The following is a 17,033-nucleotide window of genomic DNA, read 5'->3' as shown; positions in this document are numbered from 1 at the left end:
GGCAGAGGAACCGTGCCGGACGCGGATCATTGACCTCCCATCCCAACCGGCAGGAGATTTGACGATGAAGGCACACCTCACGGCCACCGCACTCTGTGCCCTGCTCGTGGCCCTCCCCGCAGCGGCCCAGCAGGACCAGTCCCGCTCCACGACCCCCTCCCGGGCCGAGCAGAACCCGACGAGCAGCCCGATGGCGGACCCGCACAAGGACGGCGGCCGCCCTGAGAGCCACGGCGGCACGGTGCATGCGCCCCAGGTCAATGCGTCCACACCCCTGCCGGCCGACCTGAAGCCAACCGCCGAGAGTCTCGCCAGGAACACGATCACGGCCCAGCAATACGGCAACCTCGCCTCGAAGCGGCACACGAGCGGCGCTGTCCACGAACTCGGCGACAAGATGCTGCTCACCAACAGCCGGATCAATCGCGCCTTGACCGCCGCCGCTCCGGAGCTGGGCAACGTGCAGATGCCGGAGAAGGAGCGCGGGACGTTCGACAGCCTGGCGCGGGATGCCGACGAGACCCAGTTCGGCATGAACGTCGCGCAGTGGGTCGTGCAGTCCTACCCGCAGGCGATCAGCGACCTGGAGAAGCTCGGCCAGCAGGGACAATTCCAGGAATTGGCGAGTTCGGCCGTGCCGGAGATGAAATCCCAGCTCTCGGAGGCCCAGAGTATCCTCCAGAGCGCGAGCAACGCTTCGGGCGGGCAGCCCACGTCGACCGGCACGGTGACGGACCCGAAGAAGAAGTCCGATTGACACATGGAAGAAACGGCGGTGGCGGGCGGTCCGGGTCACCGGCCGTCCGCCCCACGCCCGCCTAGTCGCCGGTGCCCGGCTCAGGGCTGAAGAACTGCCCGTATTTGCCCGGCGCCCCGTTCATGGCATCGGCATCGACCGCCGGGGTTTTCTTCTGGGTGATGTTGGGCCACTGCGAGGCGTACTGCCGGTTGATGTCGAGCCAGACCGGGTCGAAGGGTTCCGAGTCCGGCACGATGGCTTCGGCCGGGCACTCCGGCACGCAGACGCCGCAATCGATGCACTCGTCCGGGTGGATCGCCAGCATGGTCTCGCCCTCGTAAAAGCAGTCGACCGGGCAGACCTCCACGCAATCCGTGTATTTGCACCGGATGCAGTTCTCCAACACCACATGCGTCATCACAGGCCTTTCGTCAGGGACACCCGGGGAGAACGGGCCGAAGGCGCTTCGGTTCTCCCCCGGATGTCCCGGCGATGGCAGTCCGGCAGGCAATGCCGATGCCTAGTGGCCCGTCTCGACGATGCGCGGCAGGGTGTTGAACTGGTGGAACGGCGGCGGCGAGGACAGCGTCCATTCCAGCGTCGTCGCCCCCACGCCCCAGGGACTGTCAGCCGCGCGCTCCTTGCGCCGGAACGCGTCGACAACACCGTACATGAAGACGAACAGGCCGACGAAGAAAATGTATGCCCCGATGGAGGACACCATGTTCCAGCCCGCGAAGGCATCCGGATAATCCGCATAGCGGCGCGGCATGCCGGACAGGCCGAGGAAATGCTGCGGGAAGAACAGCAGGTTGGAGCCGATGAAGGCGACCCAAAAGTGCAGCTTGCCGATGCGCTCCGAGAACATGTAGCCGGTGATCTTCGGGAACCAGTAGTAGACGCCGGCAAAGATCCCGTACACGGCGCCGAGAGACAGCACGTAGTGGAAGTGCGCCACCACATAGTAGGTGTCGTGCATGTAGCGGTCGACGGGGGCGTTCGCCAGCACGACGCCGGTGACGCCGCCGACCGTGAACACGAAGATGAACCCGATGGCCCAGTACATCGCCGCGGTGAAGCGGATGGAGCCGCCCCACATGGTGGCGATCCACGAGAAGATCTTGATGCCCGTGGGCACCGCGATCACCATCGTGGCGAACACGAAATAGGCCTGGGTCTGCAGCGACAGGCCCACCGTGTACATGTGGTGCGCCCACACCACGCTGCCGACCACCCCGATGGCCGCCATGGCGTAGGCCATGCCGAGATAGCCAAAGATCGGCTTCCTGGAGAACGTCGAGACGATGTGGCTGATGATGCCGAAGGCCGGCAGGATCATGATGTACACTTCGGGATGGCCGAAGAACCAGAACAGGTGCTGGTAGAGCACCGGATCGCCGCCGCCCGACGGATCGAAGAAGGTCGTGCCGAAGTTGCGGTCGGTCAGCAGCATCGTGATCGCGCCCGCGAGTACGGGAAGGGTGATCAAAAGAAGAAAAGCGGTCACCAGCATGCCCCAGGCGAAGAGCGGCATCTTGTGCAGCGTCATGCCCGGAGCGCGCATGTTCAGGATCGTGGTGATGAAGTTGATCGCACCCAGGATCGAGGAGGCGCCGGACAGGTGCAGCGCGAAGATCGCGAAATCAAAGGCCGGCCCGGGATGACCGATGGTGGAGAGCGGCGGATAGGCGGTCCAGCCGCCGCCGAAGCCTAGCGAGCCCGGAGCGCCCTCGGAGAACAGGGACAGGATCATCAGGCAGAAGGCGGCCACGAGCAGCCAGAAGGAGATGTTGTTCATCCGCGGGAAGGCCATGTCCGGCGCGCCGATCATCAGCGGCACGAACCAGTTGCCGAAGCCGCCGATCAGAACCGGCATGATCACGAAGAACACCATGATGAGGCCGTGGCCGGTCACGAAGACGTTGTAGGCCTGCGGGTTGGCGAACCATTGCAGGCCGGGCTCCTGAAGCTCCAGGCGCATGCCGATGGACAGCAGCCCGCCGGTGATGCCGGCCACGAAGCCGAAGATGAGGTAGAGCGAGCCGATGTCCTTGTGGTTCGTGGAATAGAACCACCGCCGCCAGAAGGTGGGATAGTCGCCGTGGTCGGCTGTGCCGGCATGCGCCGTGTGAGCCATGATGGTGCTCCTGACGCCCCCTGAGACTGCATTCCGACGCTTCGCCTGTTGCCCTCGGGCTGGGGCGCCGCCTTGTCCGTTCGCGCCGGCAAAACCGGCAGGCTGTCGAGGTTAGGGTGGGCGTTCCAGAGCGCAACCCAGGTAAAATGCGTAGGCCGTCTGGCCATGAAATGCCTTGGCCAGCCTGGAACTGCCGGACCTCCGTCCTATTATGCCTTCGACGTTCCGACGAACCATTAGGGAGTCTATGATGCGTCTCGCCCTTCTCGTGCCTGTTGTCCTGGCGCTCAGCCCCGCGGCCGCCCAGGCCCAGGATGCCGCCAACGGCGAAAAGGTGTTCGCCCAATGCCGCGCCTGCCACCAGATCGGCCCCACGGCCAAGAATGCCGTCGGTCCGCACCTGAACGGGCTCATCGGCCGCAAGGCCGGCACGGTGGAGGGCTACAACTACTCGCCGGCCAACAAGAACTCCGGCCTGACCTGGGACGAGGCGACCTTCTCCGAGTACATCAAGGATCCCAAGGCCAAGGTGCCCGGCACCAAGATGGTCTATGCCGGCCTGAAGGACGAGAAGCGCATCGCCGACCTGATCGCGTACCTCAAGCAGTTCGATGCCGCGGGGCAGAAGTCCGCGGAGCTTGTGAACCCTCAGCAGCTCGCGGCCCGGTAAGCTCCCCAGCGGCAGGCATGGAGGCCGCAGGCGGACGGGAGCGAACCATACCCGTTCCTGCCGCCGGGTTCCTTCATGCACCTCCACCGATCCGCCAAGCGCAACCATCCCGGTTGCGTTCCACAGGCTCCAGGAGAGACATCGATGTCCGATTCTTGGCTTCCTTCGCTGGTGACAGCGACACCCCAGGAGGGGTTCGACCTCGCCGTCAGGCTCTCACGGATGGGTGTCAAGCTGACCCAACCCTCCGATCAGGTGCGCGACAAGCTGCGGGCGGCCTATGAGCAGGATTCCGCCCAGCTCATCGCCATCTCGCAGGTCATCGCCATCCACTTCCAGACGATAGCGGCGGCGAACAACCATTGGCGGTCGTGACGGGCAGCGACATCCGTTGCGGCCTTTGGCGACACACTCTCCGCGCAGGCGGCGTCAACAGCCGCTCGGCCCGCATGGGCGAGAAGGTGAAGCTCGCCTGCTGACCGTTGGAAGGGGCAGGGACACTAGCGCCGCGCGGCCCGCCGGTGGCTTCGCCGGGGCTTCGGCTCCGGCGCGGTGTCCTGGTATAGCACCCGCGCCACGGCCTCGACATCGGCGATGACCAGCCGGCGCCGGGAGCGCCGGATCTGCCGCTGCGTCTCCCAGGCGCGCAGCGTCCGGCTCACGGTGGGCAGGGTGCTGCCGATGAGGTCGGCCAGGTCCTGGCGGCCAACCGGGAACGGGATCTCGACACCATCGTCGGTCTGACGGCCGAAGGTGTCGACGAGCTTGAGGATCGCGCGCGCCAGACGGTGCTCGACCGGCTCGTTCGAGAGGTCCCGCAGCCGGTCCTCCATCTCGCGCAGGCGTGTCTCCAGATCGTGGATGACATTGAACGCCACGCGCGGCTGCCGGTCGATGAAGGTCCTGAGCAGCTCCGAGGGCCATTGCAGCTCCACGCCGTCCATGACCGCCACGGCATCCACGGGATAGAACCTGTCCAGCAGGGCGGGGCTGCCGAAGACCTCGCCGGGCCGGACATACTTGACGATGACCCGAGCCCCCTTGGGTGTGGTCTGCATCAGCTTGGCGGCGCCGGAGGCGAGCACATGCACCGAGCGGGCGGGCTGCCCGGCCGTGAAGAGCACCTCGTCGGCATGCACCGTCCGCCGCTGCGCCTGCCGCAGCAGGTCGGCGGCAATCTCCGGCGCAAGCCCGGCCAGAAGGCCTATGGTCTCCACACCATCACGCATGGGCTCGTCCCGGTCTCCGGCATCTGTTGGTTCATCGCTGGACCAACGCGCGGGCCCGGGCCGTTCAGTCAGGAGCATCGTTCAACCCACAAAGCCAACGAGGTGAATCCTCCCGCCGGGTACGTCGCCCGTACCGGAGGCTTGTCCGGCATGAGCGCGAACGCACGCGTGCGGGCCAGGAGCTCCTCCATCACGACGCGCAGCTCCAGCCGGGCCAGCTCCGCTCCCGGGCAGACATGGATGCCGGCGCCGTAGAGAAGGTTGTGCGCCGAATCCCGGTCAAGCCGGAATTCGTCCGGATCGCCGAAGACGGCCTCGTCGCGGTTGGCCGAGGCCCAGATCAGGCTGATGCGCGCCCCTGCCTCCAGCCGACGGCCGCCGATCTCCACCGCCCGCGTCGTCATCCGGCGGTTGGCTATCAGGGGGGCATGGATGCGCAGGATCTCGTCGATGGCGGCAGGCAGCAGCGAGGGGTCTTCCCGGATGCGCCGCTGCAGGTCGGGATGGGCGGCCAAGTAGTGCGCCAGGATCCCGACGCTCGCCGCGATGGTGCCCAGCTCGCCCACGGTCCAGTTGCGCACGATGCTGACGATCTCCTCGTCCCTCAGCGGCCGATCCCCGATCCGCTCGCGGAGCAGGCGGGTGGTCACGTCGTCCGGCGCGGCGTTGCCGGCCTTGCGGCGCGCGTCCAGCAGGCCCCTGACAAAGCCGTCGAACTCCAGCGCCACGGCCGCGGTGGCGGCCCGGTCGCCGGAGAGCGTCGCCTCCTGGTTGCGATGGGTCCATTGCCGCAGCGGCTCGTGCAGCTCCGCCGGCCAGCCCATGAAGGCGCACTGGATCCGCAGGGCGAAGTCTCGGGCGAAGCCGCCCATCAGCTCGACCCCGCCGCCGGCCGGGAGCTGGCCCACCAGATCGGCGGCAACGCCCCGGCAGACCGGCTGGAAGGCCCGCACCCGCTCCGGCGCGAAGTACGGCTCGATGAGCGCCCGGTACGCCGTGTGCTCGGGCGGATCCATGCCGTTGGGCACGGAGGGGTGGCGGGAGACGACATTGCTGAAGGTGCCGTGGTCCTCCAGCACCCGCAGCACGTCGGCGTGCCGGAACACGGACCAGTGCAGATAGTCGCTGCGGGCCACGGGGCAGCGGCCGCGCATGCGGTCGTAGGCGGCGATCTGGTCGTCGAAAACCGCCGGGGACCGCGGATCCCAGTCAGGCTGTCGGTTGTTGCTCATGGGAATGATCTGGTGGAACGGATGGTATGGGTTCTGTTGGCCCGCTCGGAGGCGGGCGGCTGTCATCGCGGCGTCAGGCGCGGAGCAAGAGTCGAGGCGCCGGCCACCGCAGGTTCGGACCCGCCCCGAAGGCGCTGCCGCAGCGCCATGAGGCCGACGGCAATCGGCAGCCCGATCATGGCTCCCAGGAGCGCGAGCCCTGCAGCGAAGGCCATCAGGGCCATTCCGGCCAGCAGCGCCGCGACGGCGAGCCCCTGACCGAGAGGGCGCAGCAGGGGACGATCAGACGGGACGGGCATCGGCAGGCTCCAGGACAGGCAACGCGTGCTTGTTGCACCATCGGCGGCACGCCTGCTTTGCGGCACAGCAAACAAAAACGCGATCATGCGCGGGGCCGGGCGAGCAGCGGCCCGTCGCCCAGGCCGTGCGCCGGGCGCCGGACCACCCTCCCTCCGGCAGCTTCCTTACCGAGAACCGCGGGCGCAAGCGCGACAAGGGCCAGCAGGAGCAGAACGACCGCCGCGAAGTACGGGGCGCCCCAGATGATGGAGGGGCCGGGTTGGGCCACGCCCGCGGCGAAGCTCGCGGTGAACAGAACTGGGCCGATAAGGCCGCTCACCCCGCGCAGGCTGTTGAGCGCACCCTGCAGCCGCCCCTGCTCCGACGCCGCGATCCGTTGCGTCATCAGGCTCTGGGCCGCCGGGCTGAACAGCCCCCACAAGGCCGCCAACGGAATCGCGAGCCAGATCCATCCCCCGCTCGGGGCGAGGCCGAAGAGCAGGGAGCCGGCGGCGCCGCAGGCGAGGCCCGCCACCATGGTCGGCCGCTCGCCCAGCCGCGGCACGACACGGCGCACGAGCCCGCCCTGCACCACGGCCGAGGCGACACCCACGGCGGCCAGGGCAAGGCCGATGGTGACCTGGCCCCACCCGTAGCGGTGGCCGGCGTAGAGCACGAACACCGCCGGGAAGACCTCGTGCGCCAGGTTGGAGAGGAACAGCACCGCCGAGACCCGGAACACCTCCGTGTTCGACCGCAGCAGCCGCAGGGCGGCCACGGGGTTCGCCTTGCGCCAGGCGAACGGCGTCCGCCGCTCCCGCGGCAGCGACTCCGGCAGCACGAAGATGCCGTACAGCGCGTTGGCCAGGCACAGCCCCGCCGCCACCCAGAACGGGAGGCGCAGGTCGATGGCGCCGAGCATGCCGCCAAGCGCCGGCCCTGCAATGAAGCCGAAGGCGAACGCCGCGCCGATCACGCCGAACCCGGCCGCGCGGCGGTCCGCGTCGGTGATGTCGGCCACATAGGCGAAGGCGGCGGTGAAGCTCGACGAGGCGAGGCCGCCCGCGGCGCGTCCGACCAGGAGCCAGCCCACGCCGGGAGCGACGGCCATGAGCAGGTAATCGAAGCCGAGCGCCAGGTTGGACAGCAGGATGACCGGACGGCGCCCGACGGCGTCGGACAGCGCGCCCAGAACAGGGGCGCCGAAGAACTGCATCACAGCCCAGGTCAGGCCGAACAGGCCGTAGACCTGCGCCGCGCTGACGGCCTCGCCCCCAAGGAAGTCCTGCACCAGGCGCGGCAGGACCGGGATGATGATGCCGAACGCCAACAGGTCGAGGGCGACCGTGATCACCAGGAAAGGCAAGGCTGCGCGGCGGGGACGACGGGATTGCATGGGCAGATGTCTCATCAGGTGTTCGAGGACGGCGGGTTCACAGGGAGATGGTGCGCTAGGGCGATCCGGTCGCGGCCGGATCCTCGCCTTGCCAGCGGCCCTGGCTCTTCAGGGCGTCCGCCACCTCGCGCGGCATGTAGTTCTCGTCGTGCTTGGCCAGCACCGTGTCGGCCTTGAACACGCCGGCCGGATCGAGCATGCCCTCGGCGACGACGCCCTGCCCTTCGCGGAACAGGTCGGGCAGGAGGCCCCGATACTGCACGCCCACCGCCCCGTTCGCATCCCCGATTCGGAAGGCGATGACCTGATCCCTGCCCCGTTGGACCGAGGCCTCCTGCACCAAGCCGCCGAGGCGGAAGCGGACACCGGGCGCAACGCCCTTCGCCTCGACTTCGCTTGGGGTGTGGAAGAACACGATGGTGTCGCGCATGGCAAACGAAACGAGGCCGAGCGCGGCGGCGATGGTGGCCAGTCCGGTCCCGATCAGGGTCAGGCGCCTTTGCTTGCGGGTCATGCGTCAGGTCTCCAGGCTTGCGGTCGCGCCCTTCTGTAGCACCGGCGCGCCGACCTGAATTTGACCGAGCGCAAGCACCTTGCCCTCGAAGACTTTGGGGAGGCGGAGAGGCCATGCCATTCAGCCGCAGCCGACGGGCTCGGGCCGCACCCGTCATGTCCGGCTGGGCCGTGGGCGCGTGATCAGGTAGAGCGCGACACCACCCATGATGAGCGCCAGGATCAGATGCACAGGCCTGCTGTCCGTGGACCACAGGATCGTTGCGTAGGAGAGGCCAAGCGCGCCGACAGCCACCGCCTTCGCGGAAAGCGAGATGGCCCCCTCGTCGCGCCAGTTCAGGAGCAGGGATCCGAACCTTGGGTGGCGGTAGAGCCGCTCGGCCCGCTCCGGATCGGAGCGGGCAAAGCACCACACCGCGAGCAGCAGGAACGGCGTTGTGGGCAGGAGCGGTAGGATGACGCCAAGCACGGCCAGCGTGACGCTCCCGTAGCCGAGACAAAGATGAAGCCGGCGCATGGGATCTAAAGCGGCTGCATCAGGCGACGACGTGGCACCGTTCCGCCTGCAGGGCCTTGATCGTCTCGGTGTTGGGGCAGTAGCGCTGCACCACGGGCGCCCACCCTCGGTCGAGGTCGCGCCGGCAGCGCCGGGCGGCCTCGCAGCCGGAGCAGACGAGGCTCATGTCGCGCATGACGTCCGGATGCGTGCGCCCGATCCTCTCGGAGGCAAGCCCGACGGCATCCAGGAGCCGCGGCAGCTCCTCTCCGGCCCTGCCGCCGCGCGCCGTCAGGCGGGTCAACTGGTCCGGGGAAAGCCCGACGTCCCGGGCCAACGCCGCAAGTCCGTCCGCATCGAGAGAGGTCAGTTCCCGGCCGGCCTTTCGGCCGGAGCGCCAGTGCGTGATCGTGGTCATCAAACCCATGGGAGCCTCCATGCTGTTCGACAATGGTGCCACAGGCTGGCGCCGCGACTTTGCTCCGGCGCAAATTGGCAGGCGATATTGCCGCTGTGATCATCGCTGCGCAAGGCACGGACGGTGTCCTGAAGCCCTACCAAGCCTCGGCCTGGACGCCCTGCCCTATGCAAGCGGATGCGAGCGGCTCCTGATCCCGACCGGGCGGCAGTAACCGGCCTTCGCGCATCCGGAGCATCCGAGGGCCATGCCGCGCATCGACCTGTCGGCCCTGCCGTCCGCGGTCCCCTCCTGCCCAAAGGACTCCGGCGCGCCCATGAGGCTCAGAGGGACCGGCTTCACCGGTCCCTCGGCCGCGCGGCAGGTTCCTCACGGACCGGCGGGCCAGCGGGCCGCGACAAGCTCGGGCTCCGCCCTGGCGGAAGCAGGCGGCCCTGCGATGGCGGCCCGCAGGTCCGCCAGGAACCGCTCGCGGTCCGCCCCGTGCTCGCGGCACGCGTCGTCCACGGTGTGGAAGCAGGCAATTGGGCAGCCGACGCAGCGCATCTTGTGGTTCAGGAAAACCCGGATGGTCGCCGGCCATCGCCGCATGATGTCATCAACGAGCTGGGTGGATTCGACAGGCATGATCGCCTCCAAAGTCGCGTTCTTGCATGGCCCCACGGTTAGCAGGTCCGGTGCCGGCGCTCTTTGCGCGGCGACAACAACCGGTCCGCGCCGGCCGGCCAATCGGTGTTTTGTTTGAGGCAGGGCAAAGAAGACGACGGATCAGCCAGCCAAGGTCGCGCCGTCGAAACGGGAGGTCGAGGATTGCCGATGGGCGCCGTGCGCGTCGGTGTCAGGTCGCCTTCCCGTGGGGACGACGGTCCGGTGAGCAGCCTGTCCGGTGTCCCGATCCCATCATCACTCGCGGCCCGAAGCTTCCAGGCCGCGCACCAAGGAACGCTGTCCGATGTGCAATTGCAATGTCACCGAAACCGTCATCGACGTCCGCCAGATCATGCCGCGGATGCGCCATCCCCTGATCTTCAACACCTTCGACCAACTCGCCCCCGGCGAGGCGTTCCTGCTCGTCAACGACCATGACCCCAGGCCACTGTTCTACCAGTTCAATGTCCAGCGTCCGGGCGCGTTCGGCTGGGACTACCAAGAAGAGGGGCCGGAGCTCTGGCGGGTCCGCATAAGCCGCGCCGCCTGAGCGAGCCCGGCGGCGGATCAGATATGGACCGCATCGGGCTCCACCTCCCGGGCGGGCCTGCGCCAGTCAAGGAGGCCAACCAATGATCGAGTTCTGCGTCGCGCTGGCCACCTTTCTGGCGGCCCATCTGATCCCGGCGAGCCGCGGCCTGCGGGCTCGCCTGATCCTGCTTATGGGCCGGACAGCCTATCTGACCGTCTATTCGATCCTGTCTCTCATCCTGCTCGGTTGGCTGATCATGGCCGCCCAACGCACCGACACCGTGTGGCTGTGGGATCCGGCCCCGTGGCAGTGGCATGTTCCGTTCATCGTCATGCCGGTCGCGGCATTCCTGTTCGTCGCCGGCCTCCTGTCGGCCAATCCGCTCTCGATCTCCCTGCGCGGCGGCAGCGAGCCTGGCCCAATCACGGCCATCACACGGCACCCGGTCCTGTGGGCCTTCCTGCTCTGGGCGGCGGCTCACATCCCACCGAACGGAACCGCGGTCGCGCTCCTGCTGTTCGGCGCGATGGCCCTGTTCTCGCTGCTCGGGTTCATCCTGCTTGACGTCAAGGCCTGCAAGCGCCTCGGCCCGGAGCGCTGGCGCGAGCTGGCTGTTGGAACCTCCGTCCTTCCCTTCGCAGCGCTCCTCTCGGGACGGGCCCGGTGGCGCTCATTGCGGCCGCTGTTCGTGCCCGCGCTGATTGCCGCTGCCCTGTACGCCTGGTTCGTTCTGCAGGGACACGCGCTTCTCATCGGCGTGGATCCCCTCGCCGGCCTCACGGCCCTGGGATAGCTCTGCCGGACGGTGGGGGCGGATCCCGGCAGGCCAGTCCGAGGATCTTACTGCGTGAGGAAAAGGACGGCCGCAATCACGACCGACATGGTCACCGCCGTGATCGTGCCGGTCGGGCGCAGCACCCCCATCCGGTACAGCATGACGGCGAAGATGACGATCAACGGCGTCGCCATCACCAAACCAACCTGGGCGTCACCCATCAGAGGGCTCTCCTGTGTTCAAAGCTGTCCCTCTATGGCCGAGAACGCGCGGGATTTGTTTGAGCCACCGCAACGAAGAATGCGGTACCGGGCGGTACGAGGCGCCATCGGCCCACCCGCCCTGAAGGAATAAAGCCATGGATCCGGCAACAGCGGCGAACGCTGCGCAGGAAGACCGCCCCTGGGGCGCCCTCTCGGACCTGCCCGGGCACCCGATGATGTGGGTGCTCATCCTGACCGAGGTCGTCACCTTCGGTCTTCTCTTCCTCACCTTCGCGGTCACAAAGGCCGTCCATTCCGATCTCTTCGCGGCGGGCCAAGCGCAGCTCGACCCGGTTCTCGGGGGCATCAACACCCTTGTCCTGATCACCAGCGGCTGGCTGGCCGCCCTGGCGGTCGAGGTCAGGTCCACCGGGCAGCGTGGGGCGGCGCGGCTGCAGCTCGGGGGAGCGATGGCGCTGGGGCTCGTCTTCATCGTCATCAAGGTCGCAGAGTACGCCGCGAAGGCCCAGGCAGGCATTGGCCTGGAGACCGACACGTTCTTCACGCTCTACTTCCTTCTGACCGGATTCCACCTCCTCCATGTCGTGCTCGGCATCGTCATCCTGGCCGCCGTCGCGCTCTCGGACAGCATCGAGAACCTGAAGACCGGCACTGCCTTCTGGCACATGGTCGATCTGGTCTGGGTCGTGATGTACCCGCTCGTCTACCTGATTGGATAATGCCATGACCCAGACCGCCGCGCGCCAGGTCACCCGCGCCTGGGGGCTCCTTGTTCTGCTCACCCTTCTCAGCCTCGGTGCAGGCGGTTCCGGCTGGACGGGACTGGCGGCCAACGGGCTGATCCTCGCCGCCGCCTTCGCCAAGGGACGCTGGATGCTGATGGACTTCCTCAAGCTGCGCGGCGTGCCTGCCGGTTGGCGGGCCCTGTTTCTCTGCTGGCTGGCGCTGGTCACCGTCATTCCGTGGGCCACCGCTGCCCTTCCCCTGCTGCGCGGCTGAGACGGGCTTTCGTCGCAACGCTTGCTCCAGCGCAAAGAGCAGGGCTGCTGCTCCTGTCATCCAATGGGCGCGCACGCCGCACCTGTGCCTCCCTGCTCTTCAAGAAAGGAACCCGTGATGGCTGAAGCCCTCACCAAATCGGCGGCAAGAAACGTGTTCTACGGGGGCTCGTTCTTCTTCTTCGCCATCTTCGTGGGCCTGACAGCCCATAGCCACTACTACATGAACACCACGTCCACCGACGTCTCCACGCTGACCGACTCCGTCGCCCGCGGCAAGCACGTGTGGGAGAAGCACTCCTGCATCAATTGCCATTCGATCCTGGGAGAGGGAGCCTATTTCGCCCCCGAACTCGGCAATGTTTGGGATCGCTATGGCGGCAAGGAAGACCCGGTTGGCGCCCGCGAGACGCTGAAGGCCTGGATGGCGGCCCAGCCGACCGGCATCGAAGGCCGCCGCCAGATGCCGCAATTCAACCTGACCGACCAGGAACTCGACGATCTCGCGGACTTCCTGGAATGGACCAGCCGCATCAAGACCCAGAACTGGCCGCCGAACAAGGCCGGCTGAGACCAGGATCGTCATCATGAAATATCAAACACAGAAGGTGGCCCTGCTCTATTTCTATGGAGCGCTGGCCCTGTTCATCGCCCAGGTCCTGTTCGGTGTTCTCGCCGGCACGATCTATGTTCTTCCCAACACACTTTCCGAACTTCTGCCCTTCAACGTCGTCAGGATGATCCACACCAACGCGCTGATCGTCTGGCTGCTGATCGGCTTCATGGGCGCAACCTACTACCTGGTTCCGGAGGAAACCGAGACCGAGCTCTTCAGCCCGCTTCTCGCGAAGATCCAGTTCTGGATGTTCTTCGGCGCGGCCGGTATCGCGGTGGTTGGCTACCTGTTCAAGATCCACGAGGGACGTGAGTTCCTTGAACAGCCCTTCATCATCAAGGTCGGCATTGTCGTCGTGTGCCTGATGTTCCTGTTCAACATCACCATGACGGCGCTCAAGGGGCGCAAGACCGTCGTCACCAACATCCTGCTCTTCGGCCTGTGGGGCGTGGCGATCTTCTTCCTGTTCGCCTTTTACAACCCGATCAATCTCGCGGTCGACAAGATGTACTGGTGGTACATCGTGCATCTCTGGGTCGAGGGCGTCTGGGAGCTGATCATGGCCTCCGTGCTCGCCTTCCTGATGATCAAGCTCAACGGCATCGACCGCGAGGTGGTGGAGAAGTGGCTCTATGTCATCGTCGGCATGGCGCTGTTCTCCGGCATCCTCGGCACGGGCCACCACTTCTACTGGATCGGCGCCCCCGGCTACTGGCAATGGATCGGCTCGCTGTTCTCGACGCTTGAGGTCGCACCGTTCTTCACCATGGTGGTGTTCACCTTCCAGATGACCTGGAAGGCCGGCCGCAAGCACCCGAACCGGGCAGCGCTGCTGTGGTCCATCGGCTGCTCCGTGATGGCGTTCTTCGGCGCGGGGGTCTGGGGCTTCCTGCACACCCTGTCGTCGGTGAACTACTACACCCACGGCACGCAGGTCACCGCCGCGCATGGGCACCTCGCCTTCTTCGGCGCCTACGTGATGCTCAACCTCGCCCTCATGGCTTATGCCATGCCGCAGATCCTGGGTCGTCAGCCCTACAACCAGATGCTCAGCATCGTGAGCTTCTGGATCATGTGCACGGCGATGTCGGTGATGACCTTCGCCCTCACCTTCGCGGGCGTCATCCAGGTCCATCTGCAACGCGTGCTCGGGCAGTCGTACATGGACGTCCAGGACCAGCTCGCCCTGTTCTACTGGATCCGCCTCGGCTCGGGCGTGTTCGTGCTGATCTCGGCGATCATGTTCGTCTACGCGGTGTTCGTCCCCGGGCGCGAGAAGGCGCCACGCCTGACGCAAAGTCTGCAGCCCGCAGAGTGAGCGTCTCCTCGGGGCGGCTGTCGCAAGCCGCCCCGTTTCCAGAATCCCCTATTCAAGGAATCTCCCCATGAAGCCGCTTCTTCATGCCGTGCCGCAGCCGGCCTTCGACCTGCCCTATTACGTTCCTGCCGGCAACGAATGCGCTCTGTTCGAGCTCGCCTGGAGCAAGCGCCTGCCCCTGCTCCTCAAAGGTCCGACCGGCTGCGGCAAGACCCGGTTCGTCGCCCACATGGCGTCGAGGCTCGGCCTGCCGCTCCACACGGTCTCCTGTCATGACGATCTCACGGCCGCCGACCTCACCGGCCGCTACCTTCTCAAGGGCGGTGACACGGTGTGGGCGGACGGCCCTCTGACCCGCGCCGTCCGGGAAGGCGGCATCTGCTATCTTGACGAGATCGTGGAGGCCCGCAAGGACGTCACCGTGGTGCTGCATCCGCTCACCGACGACCGCCGCATCCTGCCGCTCGACCGGACGGGTGAGGAGCTGCAGGCGCCGGACTCCTTCATGCTGGTCGTGTCCTACAATCCCGGCTACCAGACCCTGCTCAAGTCGCTGAAGCCCTCGACGCGTCAGCGCTTCGTCGCCATCGAGTTCGACTTCCTGCCCATCGACCACGAGATCGCCGTCGTAGCAGCGGAGAGCAGCCTGTCCACGGAGCGTGTCCGTCCGCTTCTGCTGCTGGCCCGCCGCCTGCGGGCACTGAAAGGTCAGGATCTGGAGGAAGGCGTGTCCACACGCCTGCTGGTCTACTGCGCGTCCCTGATTGCGGCAGGCCTCCCGGCGGAAGAAGCCGTGCTCGCCACCATGATCGAGCCGCTGACCGACGAACTCGACGTCAAGAAGGCCCTGATTGAGGTCGCCCGCGCGACGCTCGCCTGATCCGGAGACACGCCATGCTCGACTTTCTGGAGCTCGAAGAAACCGTCGGCCAGTTCTGGCACCGGCTGGTCGGCCGTGCGGTCACCTACCCGCGCTACCCCGAGCTTGGCGTCTCCCTCGATGAGGTCCGCGGATCCCTCGCCGTTTTCTTCCGTGGGCTCGGCGGCGAGGCCGGCGTACAGCTCGCGGGCACTGCCGCCCGCGCCTCGTCCCACCGCCTGAATTTTCTTCAGCGGCTCGGGGTCACCGAGGAGCGGCTGGAGCAGCCGGGACGGGACGCGGCCACCCTGTTCCTGCCGCCGAGGATCGAGCTGTTTCCGTCGAGCGTGCTCAACCGATCACTGTACCTGTGGCTGGCGGCCTACTTCGCCCATGTGCCGACAAGCCCGATCACCGAGGCCGATCCGCTGCGCCGGGACCTTATGGTCCTCCGGCGGGTGCAGGAGACGGTCGCCGCCGTCCTGGCGGAGTGCCCCGGACTGACGCCAACGTACAACGAACTCTGCACCGCCATGCGCGAGGCGCGGCCGCAACGCCCCCTGCCGGCCGCTGAGAGCAGGATCGAGCAGATCGTGCTCTCGCTGCTGGGCGCCGCCGATGCATCGCCGCCTGCCCTCTGGAACACCGCCGCCGGCGACGCGGCCCTGCCGCGGCAGGCCCCTGCCGGCTACCAGCTTTTCCTGCCCGTCCCGCTCTGGGGCGACACCTGGGCCCGCGAAGGCGGTGAGCCGGGCCGCAACAGCGACGAGCCCGCCGGCCCGAGCGATCTCGCCGCGTCCGACACGCGCAAGCGCTTTGCCGCAAGGCGCGAGGCCGATCAGGCCCAGCGCAGCGATCCGTTCATCCTCAACCGGTTCGAGAAGATCCTGGCGATGGCGGAGATGGTCAACGTCAACCGGCCCTCCGACGATGACGAGGACGAGAACGCCGAAAAGGCCCTGGACGAGATGGAGGAGATTCCGCTCTCCAAGCACAAGGGCAAGCCCGCCACGAAGCTCAAGTTCGACCTCGACCTGCCGCCCGAGGCCGTCGACACCACGAGCCTGACGGCCGACCTGACCTATCCGGAGTGGGACTACACCCGCAAAGCCTACCTGCCGAGCCATTGCCGCGTGCTGGCAGCCCCTGCCTCCGAACAGGGTGAGGCCTGGGACGCTGATGACGAGGCCCGCCGGATGATCCGGCGGGTTCGCCGGCAGTTCGAGGCGCTGCGGCCGAAGCACGAGGTTCTTCGGGCGCAGCCGGACGGCGAGGAGCTCGACATTGATGCACTCGTGCGCGCCCGCAGCGATCTGCTTTCGGGGGGCTGCGGCTCGGATCGGGTCCATCTCGCCAGCAAGCGCCAGGCCCATGATCTCGCCGTGACGCTGCTGGTCGATGTCTCGCTCTCCACCGATGCCTGGATCGACAACAGGCGCGTGCTCGACGTGGAGAAGGAGGCGCTCATGGTGCTGGCGCACGGAATGGCCGCCTGCGGCGACTCGCATTCCATCCTGACCTTCACCTCGCGGCGGCGCACCTGGGTGCGGGTGGAGACCGTGAAGGACTTCGACGAGCCCATGAGCCAAGCCGTGGTGCGACGCATCTCGGCGCTGAAGCCCGGCTACTACACCCGCATCGGGGCGGGTATCCGCCACGCCACGGCGAAACTCGCGGAGCGTCCAAACCGGCAGAAGCTGCTGCTGGTGCTCACCGACGGCAAGCCGAACGACATCGATTATTATGAGGGCCGCTTCGGCATCGAGGACACGCGCAAGGCCGTCATGGAGGCGCGCCGCGCCGGCGTCACCGTGTTCGGCGTGACGGTGGACCGTGAGGCGCAGTCCTACTTCCCCACCCTCTTCGGCCGGGGCGGCTATGCCATCGTCGGTCAGGTGGCGAAACTCCCTTCCGCCCTTCCGGCGATCTACCGGCATCTCGTTCGATAGACAGC

General features: G+C 67.0%; 22 protein-coding genes. 11 read left to right on the top strand and 11 right to left on the bottom strand.

The window, feature by feature from the left end; translation table 11 throughout:
• The first annotated feature begins 64 nt into the window (after positions 1-64).
• Positions 65-757 (top strand): DUF4142 domain-containing protein, encoded by a 693-nt coding sequence (locus JAO75_RS09220; RefSeq protein ID WP_199048538.1) that lies wholly within the window; start codon positions 65-67, stop codon positions 755-757.
• 61 nt (positions 758-818) lie between these two features.
• Here the strand turns inward: JAO75_RS09220 and fdxA are convergent, their stop codons facing one another.
• Together fdxA and ctaD are read right to left on the bottom strand one after the other, a co-directional pair.
• Positions 819-1,157, bottom strand: a complete 339-nt coding sequence (gene fdxA, locus JAO75_RS09215; protein ID WP_199048537.1) for a ferredoxin FdxA — start codon at positions 1,155-1,157, stop codon at positions 819-821.
• A 102-nt stretch (positions 1,158-1,259) separates the two neighbouring features.
• Positions 1,260-2,876 carry a cytochrome c oxidase subunit I gene (gene ctaD / locus JAO75_RS09210; protein ID WP_199048536.1) on the bottom strand — a complete coding sequence of 539 codons (1,617 nt, stop codon included), beginning with the start codon at positions 2,874-2,876 and terminating at the stop codon, positions 1,260-1,262.
• A gap of 250 nt (positions 2,877-3,126) precedes the next feature.
• Here ctaD and JAO75_RS09205 point away from each other — a divergent pair, with 250 nt between their 5' ends.
• Positions 3,127-3,546, top strand: coding sequence for a c-type cytochrome (locus tag JAO75_RS09205; protein ID WP_199048535.1), 420 nt, complete (start codon positions 3,127-3,129; stop codon positions 3,544-3,546).
• 144 nt (positions 3,547-3,690) lie between these two features.
• The gene (locus tag JAO75_RS09200) at positions 3,691-3,921 is read left to right on the top strand and encodes a hexameric tyrosine-coordinated heme protein (RefSeq protein ID WP_199048534.1); all 231 of its coding nucleotides are present in this window, start codon (positions 3,691-3,693) and stop codon (positions 3,919-3,921) included.
• Positions 3,922-4,046: 125 nt separating this feature from the next.
• Here the strand turns inward: JAO75_RS09200 and JAO75_RS09195 are convergent, their stop codons facing one another.
• From JAO75_RS09195 to JAO75_RS09160, 8 genes are all read right to left on the bottom strand, one after another.
• Positions 4,047-4,775, bottom strand: coding sequence for a Crp/Fnr family transcriptional regulator (locus JAO75_RS09195; protein WP_199048532.1), 729 nt, complete (start codon positions 4,773-4,775; stop codon positions 4,047-4,049).
• 68 nt (positions 4,776-4,843) lie between these two features.
• Positions 4,844-6,007: a cytochrome P450 gene (locus JAO75_RS09190; protein WP_199048530.1), complete on the bottom strand. Its 1,164-nt coding sequence runs from the start codon at positions 6,005-6,007 to the stop codon at positions 4,844-4,846.
• Between the two features lie 62 nt (positions 6,008-6,069).
• Positions 6,070-6,306, bottom strand: coding sequence for a hypothetical protein (locus JAO75_RS09185; RefSeq protein WP_199048528.1), 237 nt, complete (start codon positions 6,304-6,306; stop codon positions 6,070-6,072).
• A gap of 83 nt (positions 6,307-6,389) precedes the next feature.
• Positions 6,390-7,682 carry a TCR/Tet family MFS transporter gene (locus tag JAO75_RS09180; protein WP_246742432.1) on the bottom strand — a complete coding sequence of 431 codons (1,293 nt, stop codon included), beginning with the start codon at positions 7,680-7,682 and terminating at the stop codon, positions 6,390-6,392.
• A 55-nt stretch (positions 7,683-7,737) separates the two neighbouring features.
• Entirely contained in the window at positions 7,738-8,196 is a 459-nt protein-coding gene (gene ccmE, locus JAO75_RS09175) for a cytochrome c maturation protein CcmE (protein WP_199048524.1), read from the bottom strand.
• A 153-nt stretch (positions 8,197-8,349) separates the two neighbouring features.
• Positions 8,350-8,712 (bottom strand): YbaN family protein, encoded by a 363-nt coding sequence (locus JAO75_RS09170; RefSeq protein ID WP_199048522.1) that lies wholly within the window; start codon positions 8,710-8,712, stop codon positions 8,350-8,352.
• A 19-nt stretch (positions 8,713-8,731) separates the two neighbouring features.
• Positions 8,732-9,118 carry a DUF6455 family protein gene (locus tag JAO75_RS09165; RefSeq protein WP_199048520.1) on the bottom strand — a complete coding sequence of 129 codons (387 nt, stop codon included), beginning with the start codon at positions 9,116-9,118 and terminating at the stop codon, positions 8,732-8,734.
• Between the two features lie 360 nt (positions 9,119-9,478).
• On the bottom strand, positions 9,479-9,736 hold the full coding sequence (locus JAO75_RS09160) for a DUF1858 domain-containing protein (RefSeq protein WP_199048518.1): 258 nt from the start codon (positions 9,734-9,736) through the stop codon (positions 9,479-9,481).
• Between the two features lie 325 nt (positions 9,737-10,061).
• Between JAO75_RS09160 and JAO75_RS09155 the strand changes: the two genes are divergently transcribed.
• Complete coding sequence (locus JAO75_RS09155) at positions 10,062-10,307, top strand: DUF2249 domain-containing protein (protein ID WP_199048516.1); 246 nt, start codon at positions 10,062-10,064, stop codon at positions 10,305-10,307.
• A gap of 82 nt (positions 10,308-10,389) precedes the next feature.
• Positions 10,390-11,082 (top strand): NnrU family protein, encoded by a 693-nt coding sequence (locus tag JAO75_RS09150; RefSeq protein ID WP_199048514.1) that lies wholly within the window; start codon positions 10,390-10,392, stop codon positions 11,080-11,082.
• Positions 11,083-11,129: 47 nt separating this feature from the next.
• Here JAO75_RS09150 and JAO75_RS09145 read toward each other — a convergent pair whose 3' ends face one another.
• The gene (locus JAO75_RS09145; RefSeq protein ID WP_199048512.1) at positions 11,130-11,285 is read right to left on the bottom strand and encodes a hypothetical protein; all 156 of its coding nucleotides are present in this window, start codon (positions 11,283-11,285) and stop codon (positions 11,130-11,132) included.
• 137 nt (positions 11,286-11,422) lie between these two features.
• On the opposite strand from JAO75_RS09145, the gene JAO75_RS09140 reads away from it, so the two are divergent.
• The 6 genes from JAO75_RS09140 (at position 11,423) to JAO75_RS09115 (ending at position 17,028) form a co-directional block, all read left to right on the top strand.
• Positions 11,423-12,007: a cytochrome c oxidase subunit 3 family protein gene (locus JAO75_RS09140; RefSeq protein WP_199048510.1), complete on the top strand. Its 585-nt coding sequence runs from the start codon at positions 11,423-11,425 to the stop codon at positions 12,005-12,007.
• Positions 12,008-12,011: 4 nt separating this feature from the next.
• Positions 12,012-12,287 carry a cytochrome C oxidase subunit IV family protein gene (locus JAO75_RS09135; RefSeq protein WP_199048508.1) on the top strand — a complete coding sequence of 92 codons (276 nt, stop codon included), beginning with the start codon at positions 12,012-12,014 and terminating at the stop codon, positions 12,285-12,287.
• A gap of 117 nt (positions 12,288-12,404) precedes the next feature.
• Positions 12,405-12,857 carry a c-type cytochrome gene (locus tag JAO75_RS09130; RefSeq protein ID WP_199048506.1) on the top strand — a complete coding sequence of 151 codons (453 nt, stop codon included), beginning with the start codon at positions 12,405-12,407 and terminating at the stop codon, positions 12,855-12,857.
• Positions 12,858-12,873: 16 nt separating this feature from the next.
• The gene (locus tag JAO75_RS09125; protein WP_199048505.1) at positions 12,874-14,220 is read left to right on the top strand and encodes a nitric-oxide reductase large subunit; all 1,347 of its coding nucleotides are present in this window, start codon (positions 12,874-12,876) and stop codon (positions 14,218-14,220) included.
• Positions 14,221-14,287: 67 nt separating this feature from the next.
• Positions 14,288-15,100 carry a CbbQ/NirQ/NorQ/GpvN family protein gene (locus tag JAO75_RS09120; protein ID WP_199048504.1) on the top strand — a complete coding sequence of 271 codons (813 nt, stop codon included), beginning with the start codon at positions 14,288-14,290 and terminating at the stop codon, positions 15,098-15,100.
• Between the two features lie 14 nt (positions 15,101-15,114).
• Positions 15,115-17,028: a nitric oxide reductase activation protein NorD gene (locus tag JAO75_RS09115; RefSeq protein ID WP_199048503.1), complete on the top strand. Its 1,914-nt coding sequence runs from the start codon at positions 15,115-15,117 to the stop codon at positions 17,026-17,028.
• Positions 17,029-17,033 lie beyond the last annotated feature (5 nt).

It is taken from the genome of Microvirga splendida (assembly GCF_016427565.1).
Lineage (GTDB): Bacteria > Pseudomonadota > Alphaproteobacteria > Rhizobiales > Beijerinckiaceae > Microvirga > Microvirga splendida.
Note: the sequence above shows the minus strand (reverse complement) of the source record. Positions and strands in the feature narration are given on the sequence as shown.